The sequence below is a fragment of the Stenotrophomonas sp. GD04054 genome (assembly GCF_029836955.1).
GTDB lineage: Bacteria > Pseudomonadota > Gammaproteobacteria > Xanthomonadales > Xanthomonadaceae > Stenotrophomonas > Stenotrophomonas maltophilia_A.
Genome location: NZ_JAOECR010000001.1, coordinates 155,908 through 171,378, shown reverse-complemented (window position 1 = coordinate 171,378; position 15,471 = coordinate 155,908). Strand labels below are relative to the sequence as shown.

At 67.2% G+C, this 15,471-nt stretch carries 19 protein-coding genes; 13 read left to right on the top strand and 6 right to left on the bottom strand.

Annotation, left to right across the window (positions count from 1 at the left end):
• Nucleotides 1-200: 200 nt before the first annotated feature.
• A complete protein-coding gene (locus N7573_RS00835) occupies nucleotides 201-1,121 on the top strand; it encodes an MBL fold metallo-hydrolase (RefSeq protein WP_277778442.1) in 921 nt (306 codons plus the stop codon).
• Nucleotides 1,122-1,236: 115 nt separating this feature from the next.
• Here the strand turns inward: N7573_RS00835 and N7573_RS00830 are convergent, their stop codons facing one another.
• From N7573_RS00830 to N7573_RS00820, 3 genes are all read right to left on the bottom strand, one after another.
• A complete protein-coding gene (locus N7573_RS00830) occupies nucleotides 1,237-2,118 on the bottom strand; it encodes an RNA polymerase sigma-70 factor (RefSeq protein ID WP_279911778.1) in 882 nt (293 codons plus the stop codon).
• Between the two features lie 75 nt (nucleotides 2,119-2,193).
• Entirely contained in the window at nucleotides 2,194-2,598 is a 405-nt protein-coding gene (locus tag N7573_RS00825; protein ID WP_279911777.1) for a cupin domain-containing protein, read from the bottom strand.
• Nucleotides 2,599-2,653: 55 nt separating this feature from the next.
• A complete protein-coding gene (locus N7573_RS00820) occupies nucleotides 2,654-3,133 on the bottom strand; it encodes a carboxymuconolactone decarboxylase family protein (protein WP_279911776.1) in 480 nt (159 codons plus the stop codon).
• Between the two features lie 89 nt (nucleotides 3,134-3,222).
• On the opposite strand from N7573_RS00820, the gene N7573_RS00815 reads away from it, so the two are divergent.
• The 12 genes from N7573_RS00815 (at nucleotide 3,223) to N7573_RS00760 (ending at nucleotide 13,304) form a co-directional block, all read left to right on the top strand.
• Nucleotides 3,223-3,531: a sigma factor-like helix-turn-helix DNA-binding protein gene (locus tag N7573_RS00815; RefSeq protein WP_279911775.1), complete on the top strand. Its 309-nt coding sequence runs from the start codon at nucleotides 3,223-3,225 to the stop codon at nucleotides 3,529-3,531.
• On the top strand, nucleotides 3,528-4,559 hold the full coding sequence (locus N7573_RS00810) for a LysR family transcriptional regulator (protein WP_279911774.1): 1,032 nt from the start codon (nucleotides 3,528-3,530) through the stop codon (nucleotides 4,557-4,559). The genes N7573_RS00815 and N7573_RS00810 overlap by 4 nt, the downstream gene beginning before the upstream one ends.
• 129 nt (nucleotides 4,560-4,688) lie before the next feature.
• Entirely contained in the window at nucleotides 4,689-5,456 is a 768-nt protein-coding gene (locus tag N7573_RS00805) for an SDR family oxidoreductase (RefSeq protein ID WP_279911773.1), read from the top strand.
• Nucleotides 5,457-5,477: 21 nt separating this feature from the next.
• Nucleotides 5,478-5,993, top strand: coding sequence for an Ohr family peroxiredoxin (locus N7573_RS00800; RefSeq protein WP_279911772.1), 516 nt, complete (start codon nucleotides 5,478-5,480; stop codon nucleotides 5,991-5,993).
• Nucleotides 5,994-6,119: 126 nt separating this feature from the next.
• Nucleotides 6,120-6,452 carry a hypothetical protein gene (locus tag N7573_RS00795; protein ID WP_032127302.1) on the top strand — a complete coding sequence of 111 codons (333 nt, stop codon included), beginning with the start codon at nucleotides 6,120-6,122 and terminating at the stop codon, nucleotides 6,450-6,452.
• A 341-nt stretch (nucleotides 6,453-6,793) separates the two neighbouring features.
• Nucleotides 6,794-7,441 carry an aldehyde dehydrogenase iron-sulfur subunit PaoA gene (gene paoA, locus N7573_RS00790; RefSeq protein ID WP_279911771.1) on the top strand — a complete coding sequence of 216 codons (648 nt, stop codon included), beginning with the start codon at nucleotides 6,794-6,796 and terminating at the stop codon, nucleotides 7,439-7,441.
• The gene (locus N7573_RS00785) at nucleotides 7,438-8,388 is read left to right on the top strand and encodes a xanthine dehydrogenase family protein subunit M (protein WP_279911770.1); all 951 of its coding nucleotides are present in this window, start codon (nucleotides 7,438-7,440) and stop codon (nucleotides 8,386-8,388) included. The genes paoA and N7573_RS00785 overlap by 4 nt, the downstream gene beginning before the upstream one ends.
• On the top strand, nucleotides 8,388-10,592 hold the full coding sequence (paoC, locus tag N7573_RS00780) for an aldehyde oxidoreductase molybdenum-binding subunit PaoC (protein WP_279911769.1): 2,205 nt from the start codon (nucleotides 8,388-8,390) through the stop codon (nucleotides 10,590-10,592). The genes N7573_RS00785 and paoC overlap by 1 nt, the downstream gene beginning before the upstream one ends.
• A 9-nt stretch (nucleotides 10,593-10,601) precedes the next feature.
• A complete protein-coding gene (locus N7573_RS00775; RefSeq protein ID WP_279911768.1) occupies nucleotides 10,602-11,663 on the top strand; it encodes an XdhC/CoxI family protein in 1,062 nt (353 codons plus the stop codon).
• On the top strand, nucleotides 11,639-12,262 hold the full coding sequence (locus N7573_RS00770; protein ID WP_279911767.1) for a nucleotidyltransferase family protein: 624 nt from the start codon (nucleotides 11,639-11,641) through the stop codon (nucleotides 12,260-12,262). The genes N7573_RS00775 and N7573_RS00770 overlap by 25 nt, the downstream gene beginning before the upstream one ends.
• On the top strand, nucleotides 12,259-12,480 hold the full coding sequence (locus N7573_RS00765) for a hypothetical protein (RefSeq protein WP_279911766.1): 222 nt from the start codon (nucleotides 12,259-12,261) through the stop codon (nucleotides 12,478-12,480). Before N7573_RS00770 ends, N7573_RS00765 begins: the two co-directional genes overlap by 4 nt.
• Before the next feature lie 92 nt (nucleotides 12,481-12,572).
• Complete coding sequence (locus N7573_RS00760) at nucleotides 12,573-13,304, top strand: hypothetical protein (protein ID WP_279911765.1); 732 nt, start codon at nucleotides 12,573-12,575, stop codon at nucleotides 13,302-13,304.
• Here N7573_RS00760 and N7573_RS00755 read toward each other — a convergent pair.
• The 3 genes from N7573_RS00755 to N7573_RS00745 form a co-directional block, all read right to left on the bottom strand.
• A complete protein-coding gene (locus N7573_RS00755) occupies nucleotides 13,241-13,792 on the bottom strand; it encodes a hypothetical protein (protein WP_279911764.1) in 552 nt (183 codons plus the stop codon). The genes N7573_RS00760 and N7573_RS00755 overlap by 64 nt on opposite strands.
• 3 nt (nucleotides 13,793-13,795) lie before the next feature.
• Entirely contained in the window at nucleotides 13,796-14,152 is a 357-nt protein-coding gene (locus tag N7573_RS00750) for a hypothetical protein (RefSeq protein ID WP_279911763.1), read from the bottom strand.
• 458 nt (nucleotides 14,153-14,610) lie between these two features.
• Nucleotides 14,611-15,366, bottom strand: a complete 756-nt coding sequence (locus N7573_RS00745; protein ID WP_279911762.1) for a tetratricopeptide repeat protein — start codon at nucleotides 15,364-15,366, stop codon at nucleotides 14,611-14,613.
• Nucleotides 15,367-15,471: the final 105 nt, after the last annotated feature.

The following is a 15,471-nucleotide window of genomic DNA, read 5'->3' as shown; positions in this document are numbered from 1 at the left end:
GGCTGATCGCACACGGCACACGCCGTGTTCCGGGCCCACCGCTTGCGCAGTGGCCCGTCTTCCCATGAACCCTGCAGCGCTGGCCTGCCAGGCATCCGTGCCTTGGCAACGCCACGCCCTGCGCCGTGGGAAAGCGCCCGGAATCGTTCGCGCCAGCCTTGCATCGCTGCCCGCCCAATGCCCCTTCGTGGAGATCCCTCATGTTCAGTCTGGAAAACACCGCCGCGCCCATTGCCCCCGCCCTCGATGAACTGGTGCCCTCGCGCTACGCCCTCAAGGTGGGCGACGTCGAAGTGCTGGTGATCAGCGATGGCGTCCTGCCGTTGCCCACCCAGATGCTCGGCCACAACGTTCCGGCCGCCGACCGTGCCGAATGGTTCGAAGAGATGTACCTGCCACAGGATGCCTTCGACTGGGCATTGAACGTGATGGTGGTGCACAGCGGTGATCGCACCATCCTCATCGATGCCGGCCTGGGCATGGACCCGGACCTGCAGCTGCCGCGCGCCGGCCAGTTGATCCGCCGCCTCGGTGCCGCCGGCATCAACCTGGGCGAAATCACCGATGTGGTGATCACCCACATGCACATGGACCACGTCGGCGGGCTGCTGGTTGAAGGCGTAAAGGAACAGCTGCGCCCGGACCTGAAGATCCACGTGGCCGCGGCGGAGGTGGAGTTCTGGAAGTCGCCGGACTTCAGCCGCACCAACATGCCGCAGGGGTTCCCCGATGCGCTGCGCGCCACGGCCAAGCACTTCTGGGCCGAGTACAGCGGCTACGTGCACACCTTCCAGGACGAACAGCAGATCGCGCCGGGCGTGATGGCCCGCCGCACCGGAGGGCATACCCCAGGCCACTGCGTGGTGCGCGTGGCGTCTGCCGGGCAGGCCCTGACCTTCGCCGGTGACGCGGTGTTCGCGGTCGGCTTCGACCAGCCGAACTGGCACAACGGCTTCGAGCACGACCCGGAGGAATCCGCGCGCGTCCGCATCGCCCTGCTGAAGGAACTGGCAGGCACTGGCGAAATGCTGGTGGCCACGCATCTTCCGTTCCCGTCAGTGGGCCGGGTGTCGCTGGAGGGCGAGACCTTCCGCTGGGTACCGGTGTTCTGGGACTTCTGATCGGGTCCTGCGGCCATTGCGCAGGCAGACGTCAACGATCGGGGCGCATCGGCGCCCCGGTCGAATCCCGCAAGAACGAGGCCGACAACGGACGCCATCCACGCCTGGCGTGGATCTACTGGATGGCGGTGGGCAGTGCCAGCCGCTGCAGCTTGTGCGGGTTGCGTTGCACCAGGATCTGCGTGATCCGTTCGCCATCGGTCTCGAAGGCCATCGCCGCTTCCAGCTCGCCATCGAAATAGCGCAGCAGCCCCAGCCGTCCGTTGAGCATGGCCGGCACCATCCGCAATTGCGCGCTGCGCCGCAGGTGCGGCGCATACAGCAGCTGGGCAATGCGTGCGCCCCCGACCATCGGTTTGGGGAAGCTGGTGACGATGCCGCCGCCGTCACCCACCAGCTCGGCCGACTCGGCCATCAGTGCCTTCATCGTTCGGAAATCGCCACTGGATGCGGCCTCGGCGAAACGGCGCAGCAATCTCTGGTGCACGTCCTGCGGGACGTTGTAGCGCGGGCGCTCCTGCCTGAGCTGCTGGCGTGCGCGATGCACGATCTGCCGGCAGGCGGCTTCTGTCTTGTCCAGGGTGCGCGCGACCACCGCGTAGTCCTGATCGAACACATCGTGCAGCAGGAAGGCCGCACGCGCATCCGGGGCCAACCGTTCCAGCACGCTGAGGAAGGCGACCGACAGATCGCTGGCGGTTTCCAGCACATATTCAGGGGTGCTGGTGTCATCGGTCAGCAGCGGCTCCGGCAACCACATGCCGACATAGTGCTCGCGCGTATGCCGTGCCAGGCGCAGGCCATCAATGGCGCGACGGGTGGTGGTGGCCACCAGCCAGGCTTCGGGATTCTCGATCTGTGACTGGTCGGCGCCATGCCAGCGCAGCCAGACATCCTGCACCACGTCTTCGGCTTCGTGCGAAGACCCGAGCATGCGGTAGGCCACGCCGAACAGGCGCGGGCGGAGGCGGGAGAACAGCGCAGTGGAATCGTCCATGCCAGCGTAGACGGGACAGGTCCCCGGATTGTGACACCCGGGGACCCGTCGTTGGTGCCAGCGCCGGACGTGCGATCAGTGCGGTGGCAGAACTGCCGGCTTGCCGATGTCCTTGATCAGGAACACCACGAACTTCGCCGGCTCGGTAGCGCTGGCGTTACGGCCCACGGTGTGCAGATCGGCCGGGCCTTCATGGAAGGCCTCGCCCGGGCCGAGGGTGACTTCCTTGCCGCCGGCCACGCCCATCACGATCCGTCCTTCCAGGACGTAGACGAAGCCATGGGCATCGTGGCGGTGCACCGGATCGGCGCCACCCGGCGGATATTCCACGGTAAGGATCAGCGCTTCCTTGCCGGGCTGCTCCGGCAGGGCGTGGGTCATCACCTCGCGCACCAGGGGCTCGGGCGCAGCAGGGGGCGGGGTGGCAGCAGCGCTGCACAGTGGCAGCAGCGCAAGCAGGGCCAGAACAGAACGACGCATGGCAGGTCTCCAGTGCGGTAGGGGAGGGCCGCTGCATGGGGCAGCGGCGGATCGATCAGGCCAGGCCGGCCTTGTCCAGGCCAAAGGCCGCGTCCAGGGTGCCGGGCGAAGTACGGAAGGCGACGTTCGCGCGGTTCCAGGCGTTGATCGCCATCACCGCGTGGGTCAGGTCGACGATCTCCTGCTCGGACAGCTGGCCGCGCACGCGCGCGTACAGCTCGTCGGGCACACCCTGCGCCGGCAGCTGGGTCAGCACTTCGGTCCAGGCCAGGCAGGCGCGCTCGCGCGGGCTGAACAGCGTCGATTCACGCCATGCCGCCAGGTGATGCAGGCGCAGTGGGCGCTCGCCGCGCAGGGTGGCCTCCTTCACGTGCATGTCCAGGCAGAAGCCGCAGCCGTTGAGCTGCGATGCACGGATGTTGACCAGATCGATGATGGCCGCTTCGATCGACGCGGTATGGGCGGCATGCGAGTACAGGCCGAGCTTCTTGAACAGTTCCGGCGATTGCGCGGCGTAATCCAGACGTGCGGTCATGGCGTATTCCTGTAGCGAGTGAAGGACACAGCGAGGCTAGGCCTGCGCCCGCACTGCCGGTAGGCCGGGGCAGGGCCGCACGCTGTTGCATGAAAAACACCAATGGCCTGTCACAGCGGCCGATGCTCGGCCGTCTGCCGGGCATGGACACCTCATCGCACCTGCGCACCGCATTCCGCCCTGCCAGCGAACAGGTCTGGCAGACCTTCCTGGCCGCACTGCGCGAATTGCCGCCCGATGCACGTGCGGTGCTGTTGCTGCACGACGTGCTGGGCGCCGGGTTCGAGGACATCGTGCCCCTGCTGGGGCTCGACCTTTCCGCGTGCAGGCAGCGCCTGGCGCTGGCGCGGAACCACCTGCACGCACAACGTGCCCGCCTGGAGCCAGGCCGCCCATGAACACCGCACAGCCCAGCCCGGCCAGCGACGGCCACGATGCGCTCAATGCATCCTTCTCCACCAGCTACGCCGGCGTGCTGGCCTTCATTGCAGTGGCGGCCGAGGGCAGTTTCGCCCGCGCGGCCGACCGCCTTGGCATCGGCCGTTCGGCCGTCAGCCGCAGCGTGCAGAAGCTGGAAAGCCAGCTGGGCGTTCGGTTGTTCCTGCGCACCACGCGCTCGACCACGCTGACCCGCGAAGGCGAGCTGTTCCTGGAGGGCTGCAACCCGGGCGTGAACTGCATCCTGCAGGCGCTGGAGGAAATGCGCGACCTGCGCGAGGGCCCGCCGCGCGGGCACCTGCGCATCAGTGCCAGCCACGGCTTCGGCCGGCGGGTGATCGCCCCCTTGCTGGCCGCCTTCCGCGCCGAGTACCCGCAGGTCTCTGTAGAACTGCTGCTGGACGAGCAGGCCCCCGACCTGGCTGGTGACCGCATCGATGTGGCGTTCCGCGACGGCCTGCTGGAAGACAGCCAGGTGATCGCCAAGCAGCTGGTGCCGATGCAGCTGGTGGTGTGTGCATCACCGGCGTACGTACAGGCGCATGGTCTACCGGCGTCGGTGGATGCGCTGTCCACGCATGCCTGCATCGGGCGGCGCCTGCCGGGTGGGCGCATGCAGCCCTGGGAATTCCGGGTCGACGGCACCGATGTGCACCTGCAGCCGCCGGCCGCACTGGTGTTCAACGATGCCGACCTCGCCCTGCAGGCGGTCATCGACGGGTTGGGCATCGCCCAGCTGCCCAACTATCAGGTGCGTGAAGCGCTGTGGGCGGGCAGGGTGGTGACCTGCCTGGATCGGCATGCGCCGCTCGATCGCGGCCACTATCTGTGCTATCTCAGCCGCCGCCAGCTTCCCAAGCGCGTGCGGGCCTTCATCGACTTCAGCACGCAGCGGGTGCGCGCGCTCGAGCTGGATTTGATCTCGCACTGGGAAGCACGCCAGCAGGCCACCCATCTGAAGCCTGGCGCACAGCCCGCCTGGGCCTGAACGCATTGGTGCGTACCGGGCAACAGTGCGCGCCCCAGCGCGGACCTACTGCCCCGCGCCCACGCTGCCTACGCTTCCAGCTTGCCCGGCCACACTCGGTCGCCCTTTCTACATTCCAGGAGACACGTCATGAAATTCCTCGTCATCGGTGGTACCGGCCGCATCGGCAGCAAGGTGGTGGAGCGCCTGCGCACCGCCGGGCATGACATCGTGGTGGCAGCGCCCTCCACCGGGGTGGATGTGCTGACCGGTGAAGGCCTGGACGCCGCCATGGAAGGCGTCGACGTGGTGGTGGACCTGGCCAACTCGCCCTCGTTCGAAGATGCGGCAGTGCTTTCGTTCTTCGTGACCGCCGGCCACAAGATTCTGACCGCCGCCGCCCGTGCCGGCGTACGCCACCACGTTGCGCTTTCCGTCGTAGGCACCGACAAGCTTGCGGCCAGCGGCTACTTCCGCGGCAAAATCGCCCAGGAACGCCTGATCCGCGATTCTGGCCTGCCGTACACCATCATCCATTCCACGCAGTTCTTCGAGTTCCTGCCGGGCATCATCCAGTCCGCCGGCAATGGGGCGACCCTGCAGCTGCCGGACGCCGACGTACAGCCGATTGCCGCCGAGGATGTTGCCGAAGCGGTGGCACGCATCGCGCAGCAGCCATCCCGCAATGGCGTAGTGGAAATTGCGGGCCCCCAGCGCGCCGCGATGGCGGATCTGGCCAGGCAGTATCTGCAGCGGACCGGCGACCCGCGGCAGGTCGTGGCAGACCCCGAGGCACTGTATTTCGGCGCGCCGCTGCAGATCGATACGCTGGTGCCGGTGGGGCAGGCGTGGCTGGGGCAGGTCGGCTTCGACGCCTGGCTGCAGCAGTCAGGTCTGTTGCAGCGGCAGCCCGCCTGAGCGGCCATCGATCGCCTGCCAATGACCGAGCTGAAGCCACCTTCGCCCGCCATGCTGGACCGCTACCAGGGCGACGACGTGCAGCCGCTGTACACCGGCCGCGTGCGGGTGAGCGGCGGCCAGGCCCAGCACGGGCGCGCGTCTGGCGTGGTGCGATCGGACGACGGTGCACTGGCGGTGGACCTGCGCCTGCCGCCGGAACTCGGTGGGCCTGGCGGCGGATCGAATCCCGAGCAGCTATTGGCCGCAAGCTACGCCGGCTGCTTCCACGGCGCCATGGTGCTGATGGCCGCGCGTGCCGGCCTGCTGCTGCGCAACCCCAGCGTCGAAGTGACGGTCACCTTCGCCCGTGATCCGGCAGATGGGCTGTACCTGCTGTCTGCTGAGATCGTGGTCCATCTTCCCGGCATGGATGCGAACCTGGCCTGCGAACTGGTGCGCAACACCGAACGCGTCTGCCCATACGCCAAGATGTTCCATCGTGGCATCAGCCATGTGGTGCATGTGCGTGTCGGCCCGCAGGCTGCGCCTCTGTAAAGTCGAGCCATGCTCGACTATTGCCCTGACGTCCGCTTCCGGCCAACGGATGCACTCCTCATGTAAATCCGGCTAAGCTGCGGGGCGTCCACGCGTGGAAACGCCAGATCCCCTCAAGAGGCTGCCATGGAACCGCACTATCAGCTGCTGGCGAGCGTGCTCATGGGGGTGTTTGTCTTCCTGTTCTTTCTTGCACGTGACTACTTCAAGAGCCTCGGCTGGATGCTCGGCCCGTTCGACCCCAATCTTGGGTATCCCTCTGCAGCCAAGCTCATCTCAGCAGCCAACAAGACCATGCTCGTGATTGGGGCGCTCCTGCTGATCTGGGCCTTCATCGGGCCTTCGCCGTACCGCAGGAACTGGGAACTCGAGGCCATGGGCCTGGCCCTGGGGGCGTTGGCCTGCTATGTGCTGCTCATCCTTCTGGCGTCTTCCCGCAGTCGATCCACACGGCAATGAGTCCAGCATCACGCACGGCCGTGGCAGCTCGCCCGGACCACAGCGGCTGCTGACCACCGACGCAGCACCGTATCCGAGCGCCGCATGGCGCAGTTCCGCAGACCAGCGAGGCGCGCCTTGGGCATCAATACGCTGTCCACCAGGCGCACGTTTGCCAGAGGCGGCGTTGAAGATGACCGGCCAGCAGGCTCGGCCGATGTTGCCCGCACACCCTGGACTGGCTTCACAGATCTGTACTACCCAGCCGGGCATAGTGGCCCTTGGGTAGTCTGAGCGCGTCCATCCAGCCACGGGGTTTCCCCGAACGCCAGGAGGTCACTGTGCCAAGTTGGGACGAAGGAATGAAGTTGACGCGTCGCCAGGTGATCGCCGGCGGCGCCACGACCATGGCGATGTCCGCCGCACCGGGGGCATCATCGCTTGCCGCCGAACTGGCGGCGTCCCCACCGCCCAGGCCGCCGGTCATCAGCACGGTGGCGTTGACCGTCAACGGCACGCATCGTGAGCTCGAGCTGGACACGCGGACCACGCTGCTCGACGCCCTGCGCGAACATCTGAAACTGACCGGCACCAAGAAGGGCTGCGACCACGGTCAATGCGGTGCCTGTACCGTGCTGGTCAACGGCGAGCGCATCAATGCCTGCCTCAGCCTGGCGGTGCAGCACCAGGGCGATACCATCACTACCATCGAAGGCCTCGGAACCCCTGATGACCTGCATCCGATGCAGGCCGCCTTCATCAAGCATGACGGCTACCAGTGCGGGTACTGCACGCCGGGGCAGATCTGTTCGGCGGTGGCGGTACTGAACGAGATCAAGCGCGGCGTCCCCAGCCATGCGCAGGCCGATGTCAGCGCACGGCCGCAGGCCACCAACATGGAAATGCGCGAACGCATGAGCGGCAACCTCTGCCGCTGCGGCGCGTATTCCAACATTGCCGAGGCGATGCAAGAGGTCGCTGGCGCGGCCTCTGGAAGGGAGCGCTCATGAAAGTCTTCAGTTACGAGCGCGCGAAGTCTCCTGCCGAGGCCGCCAAGGCCGTCGCCGGCACCGAGGGCGCGAAGTTCCTGGCGGGAGGAACCAACCTGCTCGACCTGATGAAGCTGGAGGTCGAGACGCCCGCGCACCTGGTCGATGTGCAGGACATCGGCTTGGACAGGATCGAACCTACAGACGACGGCGGCCTGCGCATCGGCACGCTGGTCACCAATACCGCGCTGGCCTCGCATGAGCGCGTGCGCCGCGACTACGGTGTGCTGACCCGCGCGATCGTGGCAGGCGCGTCCGGGCAGCTGCGCAACAAAGCCACCACCGGCGGCAACCTGCTGCAGCGCACGCGCTGCCCGTACTTTTACGACCCCCATCTGCCCTGCAACAAGCGCCTGCCTGGATCAGGCTGCGGCGCGCTCGAAGGGTTCTCCCGGCAGATGGGGGTGATCGGTACCTCGGGCAGCTGCATCGCGACCTATCCGGGCGATATGGCGGTGGCGCTGCGCGTGCTGGACGCTACGATCCAGACCGTCAAGGGCGATGGCAGCACGCGCAGCATCCCGATTGCCGAGTTCCATCGTTCCCCGGGCGACACGCCACAGCAGGACAACGTGCTGCAGCGCGGTGAGCTGATCACCCACGTCACGCTGCCGGAACCGCTGGGCGGCCGGCACGCGTACCACAAGGTACGTGACCGCGCGTCCTATGCGTTCGCACTGGTGTCGGTCGCCGCGGTCGTGCAGCGTGACGGCTCGGCGCGATTCGCGTTCGGCGGGGTCGCGCCGAAGCCGTGGCGCATCGAAGCAGCCGAACCCCTGCTGCGCGACAGCGTCAAGGCCGCGACCCGGCAGGTGTTCGCCGGTGCCCGTCCAACGCAGGAGAACGCGTTCAAGATCGCGCTTGCCGAGCGCACCCTCGCCGCCGTTCTGGCCGAAGGAGAGCGCTGATGCCCCTCGAATTCAACGCCCCCGCCGGCGACAACCTGTTCGACAAGGCCAAGGTGGCCGGCAAGTCGACGCCGCGCATCGACGGCCCACGCAAGACCACCGGCACCGCCCCCTATGCCTACGAGCGCCATGACGTGGCGCCAAACCAGGTCTACGGCTACATCGTCGGCGCGGGCATCGGCAAGGGGCGCATCATCTCGATGGATGCCTCCCGTGCACGTGCCGCCCCCGGCGTACTGGCGGTGATCACCGCACCGGAGACCAAACCGGTCGGCACATCCAACTGGAACAATGCGCCATTGTTCGGCGGGCCCGAGGTCGCCCATTACCACCAGGCCATTGCCTGCGTGGTGGCAGAGACCTTCGAGCAGGCCCGCGCCGCTGCGGCGTTGATCCGCACCCGCTACGAGCGCGGCAAGGGGCGCTTCGATTTCCCAGCGCTGGCGCCGTCCGCGCCGCTGGCAAAGGGGCGCGGTGGCAAGCCCGACCGGCAGACGCTGGGTGATTTCGACAGCGCTTACGCGAGCGCGGCGGTCAAGCTCGACGAGACCTACCACACAGCCGACGAAAGTCATTCGATGATGGAGCCGCACGCCACCATCGCCGCATGGGAAGGGGACACGCTCACCCTGTGGACCTCGAACCAGATGATCGACTGGGCCAGGCAGGGCATGGCGGCGATCCTCGGCATCGATGCTGGCAAGGTGCGCGTGGACTCGCCCTATATCGGCGGCGGCTTCGGCGGCAAGCTGTTCATCCGCGCCGATGCGGTGCTGGCTGCACTGGCCGCCAAGCAGGTCGGGCGGCCGGTGAAGATCGCGCTGCAACGCCCGTTGATGCCCAACAACACCACGCACCGGCACGCGACCATCCAACGCGTCCGGATCGGTTGCGCGAAAGACGGCAGGATCTCCGCCATCGCCCATGAGAACTGGTCGGGCAACATCAACGGCGAGGACGGCGAGAACGGCACCCTGCAGACGCCCAAGCTCTATGCAGGCGCCAACCGCCTGGTGGCCAACTACATCGCCACGCTCGACATGCCCGAAGGCAATGCAATGCGCGCGCCGGGCGAAGCGCCGGGCCACATGGCGCTGGAAGTGGCGATGGACGAAATGGCCGAGAAGCTGGGCCTCGACCCGATCGCGTTCCGCATCCTCAACGAACCCGAGGTCGTGCCCGGCGATCCGTCCAAGAAGTTCTCCGACCGCAACCTGGTGCGCTGCCTGCGCGAGGGCGCGGAGCGCTTCAACTGGAACAAGCGCAACGCCAAGCCGGCGCAGGTAAGGGACGGGCACTGGCTGGTCGGCATGGGCGTGTCTGCGGGCTATCGCGGCGCGCCGACGATGAAGTCGGCGGCGCGAGTGCGGCTTGACGGCCAGGGTGGGGTGATCGTGGAAACCGACATGACCGACATCGGCACCGGCTCCTACACGATCATCGCGCAGACCGCGGCCGAGACGATGGGCGTGCCGCTGGACCAGGTCCAGGTGACCCTCGGCGACTCCCGCCATCCGGCCTCCGCCGGTTCCGGCGGCCAGTGGGGCGCGGCAAGCTCCACCGCAGGCGTATACGCGGCGTGCGTCAGCCTGCGCCGCAAGGTGGGCGAGAAACTGGGCTTCGACGGCGACACCGCAAACTTCGCCAATGGCCGTATCCAGGCGGGCGGGCGGACCATCGACCTGGCCGAAGCGGGGACGCTTTCGGCAGAGGACGGCATTGCCTTCGGCAACTTCAAGCAGGGGTACGACGTCGGCACCTATGCAGCGCATTTCTGCGAGGTTGCCGTGCATGCCTACACCGGAGAGACGCGCATCCGCAGGATGCTTGCCGTATGCGATGGCGGCCGGATCCTCAACCCGCTCTCCGCACGCAGCCAGGTCATCGGCGGGATGGTGATGGGCGCAGGCGCGACCCTGATGGAGGAACTTGTGGTCGACAAACGGCTTGGCTTGTTCATCAACCACGACCTGGCGGGATACGAGGTTCCCGTGCACGCCGATATTCCACACCAGCAGGTGGTCTTCCTCGACACGCTGGATCCGGTGATCTCGCCAATGAAGGCCAAGGGCGTGGGCGAGTTGGGCATCTGCGGGGTCGGCGCTGCGATCGCCAATGCGGTCTACAACGCCACCGGTGTGCGCGTGCGCAACTATCCCATCACCCTGGACAAGCTGTTGCCCGGCTTGCCCGACGTAGGCTGACCGTTGCGCATGGACCGACCCGTGGCCTCACCCGTGCTGGAGCCCTCTTCGGCAGAGGGAGTGGACCCCAGGGATCCTGCCGTGCATCTGTCCGCAGCGCCGGGCTTCCTCACCGAAGGCAGCCCGCGTAGCGTGCTCGAGGCGGCCTTGACGCGCGTGCGCGCGGGGGAGCACGCCGTGCTCGCGCTGGTGCTGGAAACCGATGGCTCTACCTACGCCGGTGCCGGCGACATGGTGCTGTTCTGCAACGGCAGCCAGGTCGGCTGGCTCAGCGGCGGATGCCTGGAGCCCGAGCTCGCGCGACGCGCGGAGCAGGTGAGCGCGGCAGGGCAGGTCGACTGGATCGAGATCGACACCCGCAGTGACGACGACCTGTTGAGTGGGTCCGCGCTCGGCTGCCGCGGCCGCCTTCGGATTGCGCTTCTGCCGTTGCGTGCCATGACCGGCATCGACGCCGTGATCGAGGCATGGCTCCGCGAGGGCGTGTCACTCCAGCGCGACCTTGGCACGTCGGGGCAGATCGTTTTCCGCGCCGGCAATTGCGAGCAGGCATGGCAGCTGAACCCGATGGACGGCACGCAGCTCTTTGGAGAAGCAGCGTGGCGTTTGCCGTTGCCCCGGCTTCCGCGGGCCTTGCTGTTCGGGGGCGGTCCCGAAACGCCCTTTCTGGTTCCGTTGCTGCGGGGACTGGGATGGCGGGTCAGCGTAGCCGAACGACGAGCGCGCTGGTCCTCAGCGGAGCAGGGCGCGGATGCGCAGCTCCAGGTGAGCCCGGCCGAGGCCCTCCATGCCGACCCGTGCGACGCGGTGCTGGTGATGCACCACGACTTCGAGCTGGACCGCGAGGCGCTGGTGGCCCTGGCCGATACCGAGGTTGCCTTCATTGGGCTGCTGGGGCCCCGGCGAAGGCGCGAGGACCTGTTCAAGCTGCTGACACCGGATCAGCGCAACCGCCTGTCTTCCAGACTTCGATCACCGGTCGGCCTCAACATCGGCGGCCGCGGGCCGGAGGCAATCTCGCTCAGCATCGCCGCGCAGCTGCAGCAATGGCGAAGCACCGCTGGCACATGACGGCCACGCATGCGGTCGTCGTGCTTGCTGCGGGCGGGAGCACCCGGCTTGGCCAGCCCAAGCAGCTGCTGACCCGGCAGGGCGAGACCCTGGTACATCGCGTAGTGCGGTTGGCGCTGGAGCTCGCGCCATCGCAGGTGCTGGTGGTGGTGGGCGCGAACGCACAGGCCGTGACATCCAGCATTGCCGGACTGGATGCGACCCCGGTAACCAACCACCACTGGGAACGCGGCCTGGCCAGCAGCCTGCAGGTTGCAGGCACACACCTGCTGCCCGCGGTGGCCGCCGTGATGGTCGTGGCATGCGACCAACCCGCGATCGAGCACGCCCATCTGCATGCGTTGCTTTTGGGTGCCCGCGCTTCGGCGTCAGGGTGCGCTGGCACTTGTCACGGAAACGTCCTTGGCGTTCCTGCAGTGGTGCCGCGCGCATGGTTCAATCAGGTGGGTGCAAGCGGTGACCGCGGCTTCGGAGCGCGCTTGAGGCAGCTTCCCATCGATGCCGTGCATGCCCTTCAAGCGCCGGAGCTGGCCCTGGATATCGACACGCCAGAAGATCTCGCGCGTGCTCGCCTTGCGGGCTGGATCGATGCTGAGTGAGTCGCACCCTCGAGCGCTTGCGCAATGACGTTGCCGCCAACCTCGGCGTGCTGGCGGCTGCCGCTGGTGTTGCACTGGGCGGGAGCGGCTGGCCGGACATCGCAGCGGGTGCAGTGATTGCGCTGTGGTTCCTCCGATCTGCGCTGAACGTGATGGGCCAGGCGTGGCCGGCGTGGCGTGCAGCGGTGAAGTCGTCAGGCGAGCGGGGCACAGGTTGAGCGCCGCCGTACCTTTCCAATACCCGCTGCCGGACCTGCTCAGATAGCTCTGGCTCGGCTAGGATGATGCCGCCGGCGGGGCAGGGGACGCAATGGACATGCAGGCAGGGGGCGGAGTCGATTCGCCGGACCAGACGAAGCAGCAGGAACTGACCTTCCGTTGGCTTTACCAGCGGGTACAGCGGCTGGCTCAGCACAGCATCTACCCCAAGGCCGGCCGGCTGGAGAGGTGGTCGTTGCGCGTGGGCGCGCTGGCGGCCGCCATCGGCATTCTCGGCAGCCAGCTGCCTGATCGATGGCTTCCGCTTACGGCCGCGCTGCTTCTGGTCAGGGTGTGCCTGGCGGTGGAGATCGGAGGCTTTGTCATCGGCGGATTTCTCGCGGCCCGCCGCGGAATCCGCCAGTTCGTGCAGCCACGGCTGTCGCACGCGCAGGAAATGGACGGCGAGTTTGCCCAGTGGCAAGCGGTGATCGCCGAGCTTCGAGGATTCCCCAGGGTCCAGCGTGAGCGCCGCCTCAAGTACGTCACCCACCTGCGCACAAGCATGATCGAGCGCATGGGGCTGATCTACGGCGGCCTGCAACGCCTCGGTCCATTTCCGCTGCTGATCGCTCTCTACCTGCAGTTCCGGCAGTGGAAATGGGGCGACTGGAGCAGCGCCTTTGACGTCGGCCAGCTGGGCGCATTCCTCATCTATGCGCTCGTACTGCTCTACATCACAGGATGGCTGTTGACCGGGTTGCGCACGCGCCTGGACACCTACGTCGCCCTGCTGGAGGGCTCCACCCACGAACCCGAGCCCACGCCGCCCACCGCCCCGTAGAGTCGAGCTTGATCGACTACGACCAACCCCTCACATCGCGCACCCTCAGCCACATCACCCGCCATCGCCAACAACACCCGATCCATCAGAACAGGTTCCGGCACGCCAACCAGCACCTGTTCCATGTAGTCCAAGGGCTCCAACTGCCGCTGCAGCAATGCCCGCAACGCCAGAACGTCGGGCGCCCGCTGCACCGCATCCAGCGATACCCGCATCGTCAGATGCGGCGGCCGCCGCTCCAGCCACAGCACCGGAACGCCTTTGCAGTGAATCTGCAACGACGCACCCCGCTGCGTCTCGACAAACTGCAAGCCCTGCCTTTGCCGGGCCTCCACGAACGCCATCGCCTGCCGGCGCAGCTGCGAAATGCGATCATCCGCGATGCTCTGGAATGCCAGCCGCTCGGGCACGGCCGGCGATAGCCAAAGGACGGGCGCCGCCACGGCCGCTACGAGGCATAGCGCGGTGGCCGCCCAGCGCCAGCCCACCTCTCAGGTCTCCGGTCGCACCCGCGTACTGGCGTGCGCGGTAAGCCCCAACCCGGCCATGATCAGCCCTTCCATGACGCGCGGGCCGACGTATTGCTCCAACTCGCCGTTCTCGCGGGCACGCTGTGCAGCCAACAGGATTTCCAGCACCACACGAAGGCCGGCCAAGGAGCAATCGGTGTCTGCCAGAGCAATGCGCCGCCCAGGCATCTGATGGCGCTCAGGCCAGGGCTGGCCATCGGACGCGGCGCCGGAGCCGATGCTGTGCAGCAGGGCGATGAGCGTGTTCGGATCCAGCGCAGGACCGTTGGCAGGCGCGTCGTGGATCGCGTGCGGGGCAGGGGAGTGGGGCTGGGTCATGGCTGGGCTCCTTGCATGCATGCAGAAGCCGCCACCGATAAAGGTGGCGGGCGGTGCGAGGTTCGAAACCCGGTCTACGCTAAAACCGGCAGGCACAAGGCCTCCGCGCACCGCCCGCCATAGCCGGCCGACGGATTGCCAGCCGGCACCACCTGATGGGTGATGCCGGCTGGCAAGCGTTTACTTCAGCGTAGAACCGGGGTTTCGAATCCCGGCCACCGATGCACGGTGGCACGGCAAGGAATACGCGGACCTATGCGTGATGCCAATGCAGTAAGGCCGATGCCGACACCACTTTCAACATTTTCAGAATCGTTGCATACCGCGCAATGAGACTGGAGCCTTGCGCTGCAATGCTATCGGCGATGTCGGTGGTGCAGGCCTGCGAACTGTCGGTATCCGCCCGGCGGAGCCGTGAGCGAGGCGGATGCGACAGGATTGCCAAAGCCCGACAGGCGTCAGTAGCCCTTCATCGCGGCCTTAGTCCGCTCCAGCCAGGCCGCATTGTGGCTGCGCGCATGCCGCGACCAGTGCTGGGCATCGTCGATGATGCTTGCGAACAGGCTGCGGGCCTGCTCGCGATCGTCGGGTTGCGGCTGCGCTATCAGCCATTCGGCGTAGAGGCAGCGAGCGGCCGCATCGTTTCCGCATTCCACGGCGCGCTCGAATGCGGCGCGGGTGCCGGGCGCCTGGGTAACTGCCAGTGCCTGCGCGTAAAGCAGGGTCTGTTCCGGCTTGCGGCGCACATCCGGATGGCGGGCGAACAGGCCGTCCAGCGTCTCCACCGCCAGCGCGGCGTGCCCGGACTCAAGGCGGGCTCGGGCGAGGCCGGTCAGGATGTAGGGATCGTCACCCAGCGGCGAGCTGGCCGCCTGCTCGAGCAGGGTTCTGGCTTCCTCGGCCTGGCCTGCATCCAGTAGCGTCATGCCAAGACGAACCCGATTCTGCACGGTGGGCGTGCGCGCCAGCTCGGCGCGAGCGTTACGCAGGTCCTGGCCCGGGTCCATGAGCTGCTTGGCGGAGCGGATGGCCTGCCGGGCGCCGCGCGAGTGGCGGACTTCCGGGAAGTAGATCGCCAGGAAGTAGACGACGCTGCCGAGCAGCGGGAACGAGAAGAGCAGGATGAGCCAATAGAGGCTCTGGCCCGAGCGGATGGCATGCACCGCGAAGTAGATGGCCGCCAGTACGTGGAGTCCGATTCCGATATAGGGCATGTGCGCCGCCTCGTCCTTGTGGGGGCTGGAACTATAGTGGGGGAGGGGTGGGGTGCCAATGGGGTGGGGCGATCGAGCGTGACGCGTCACGTTAATAGGGTTGGA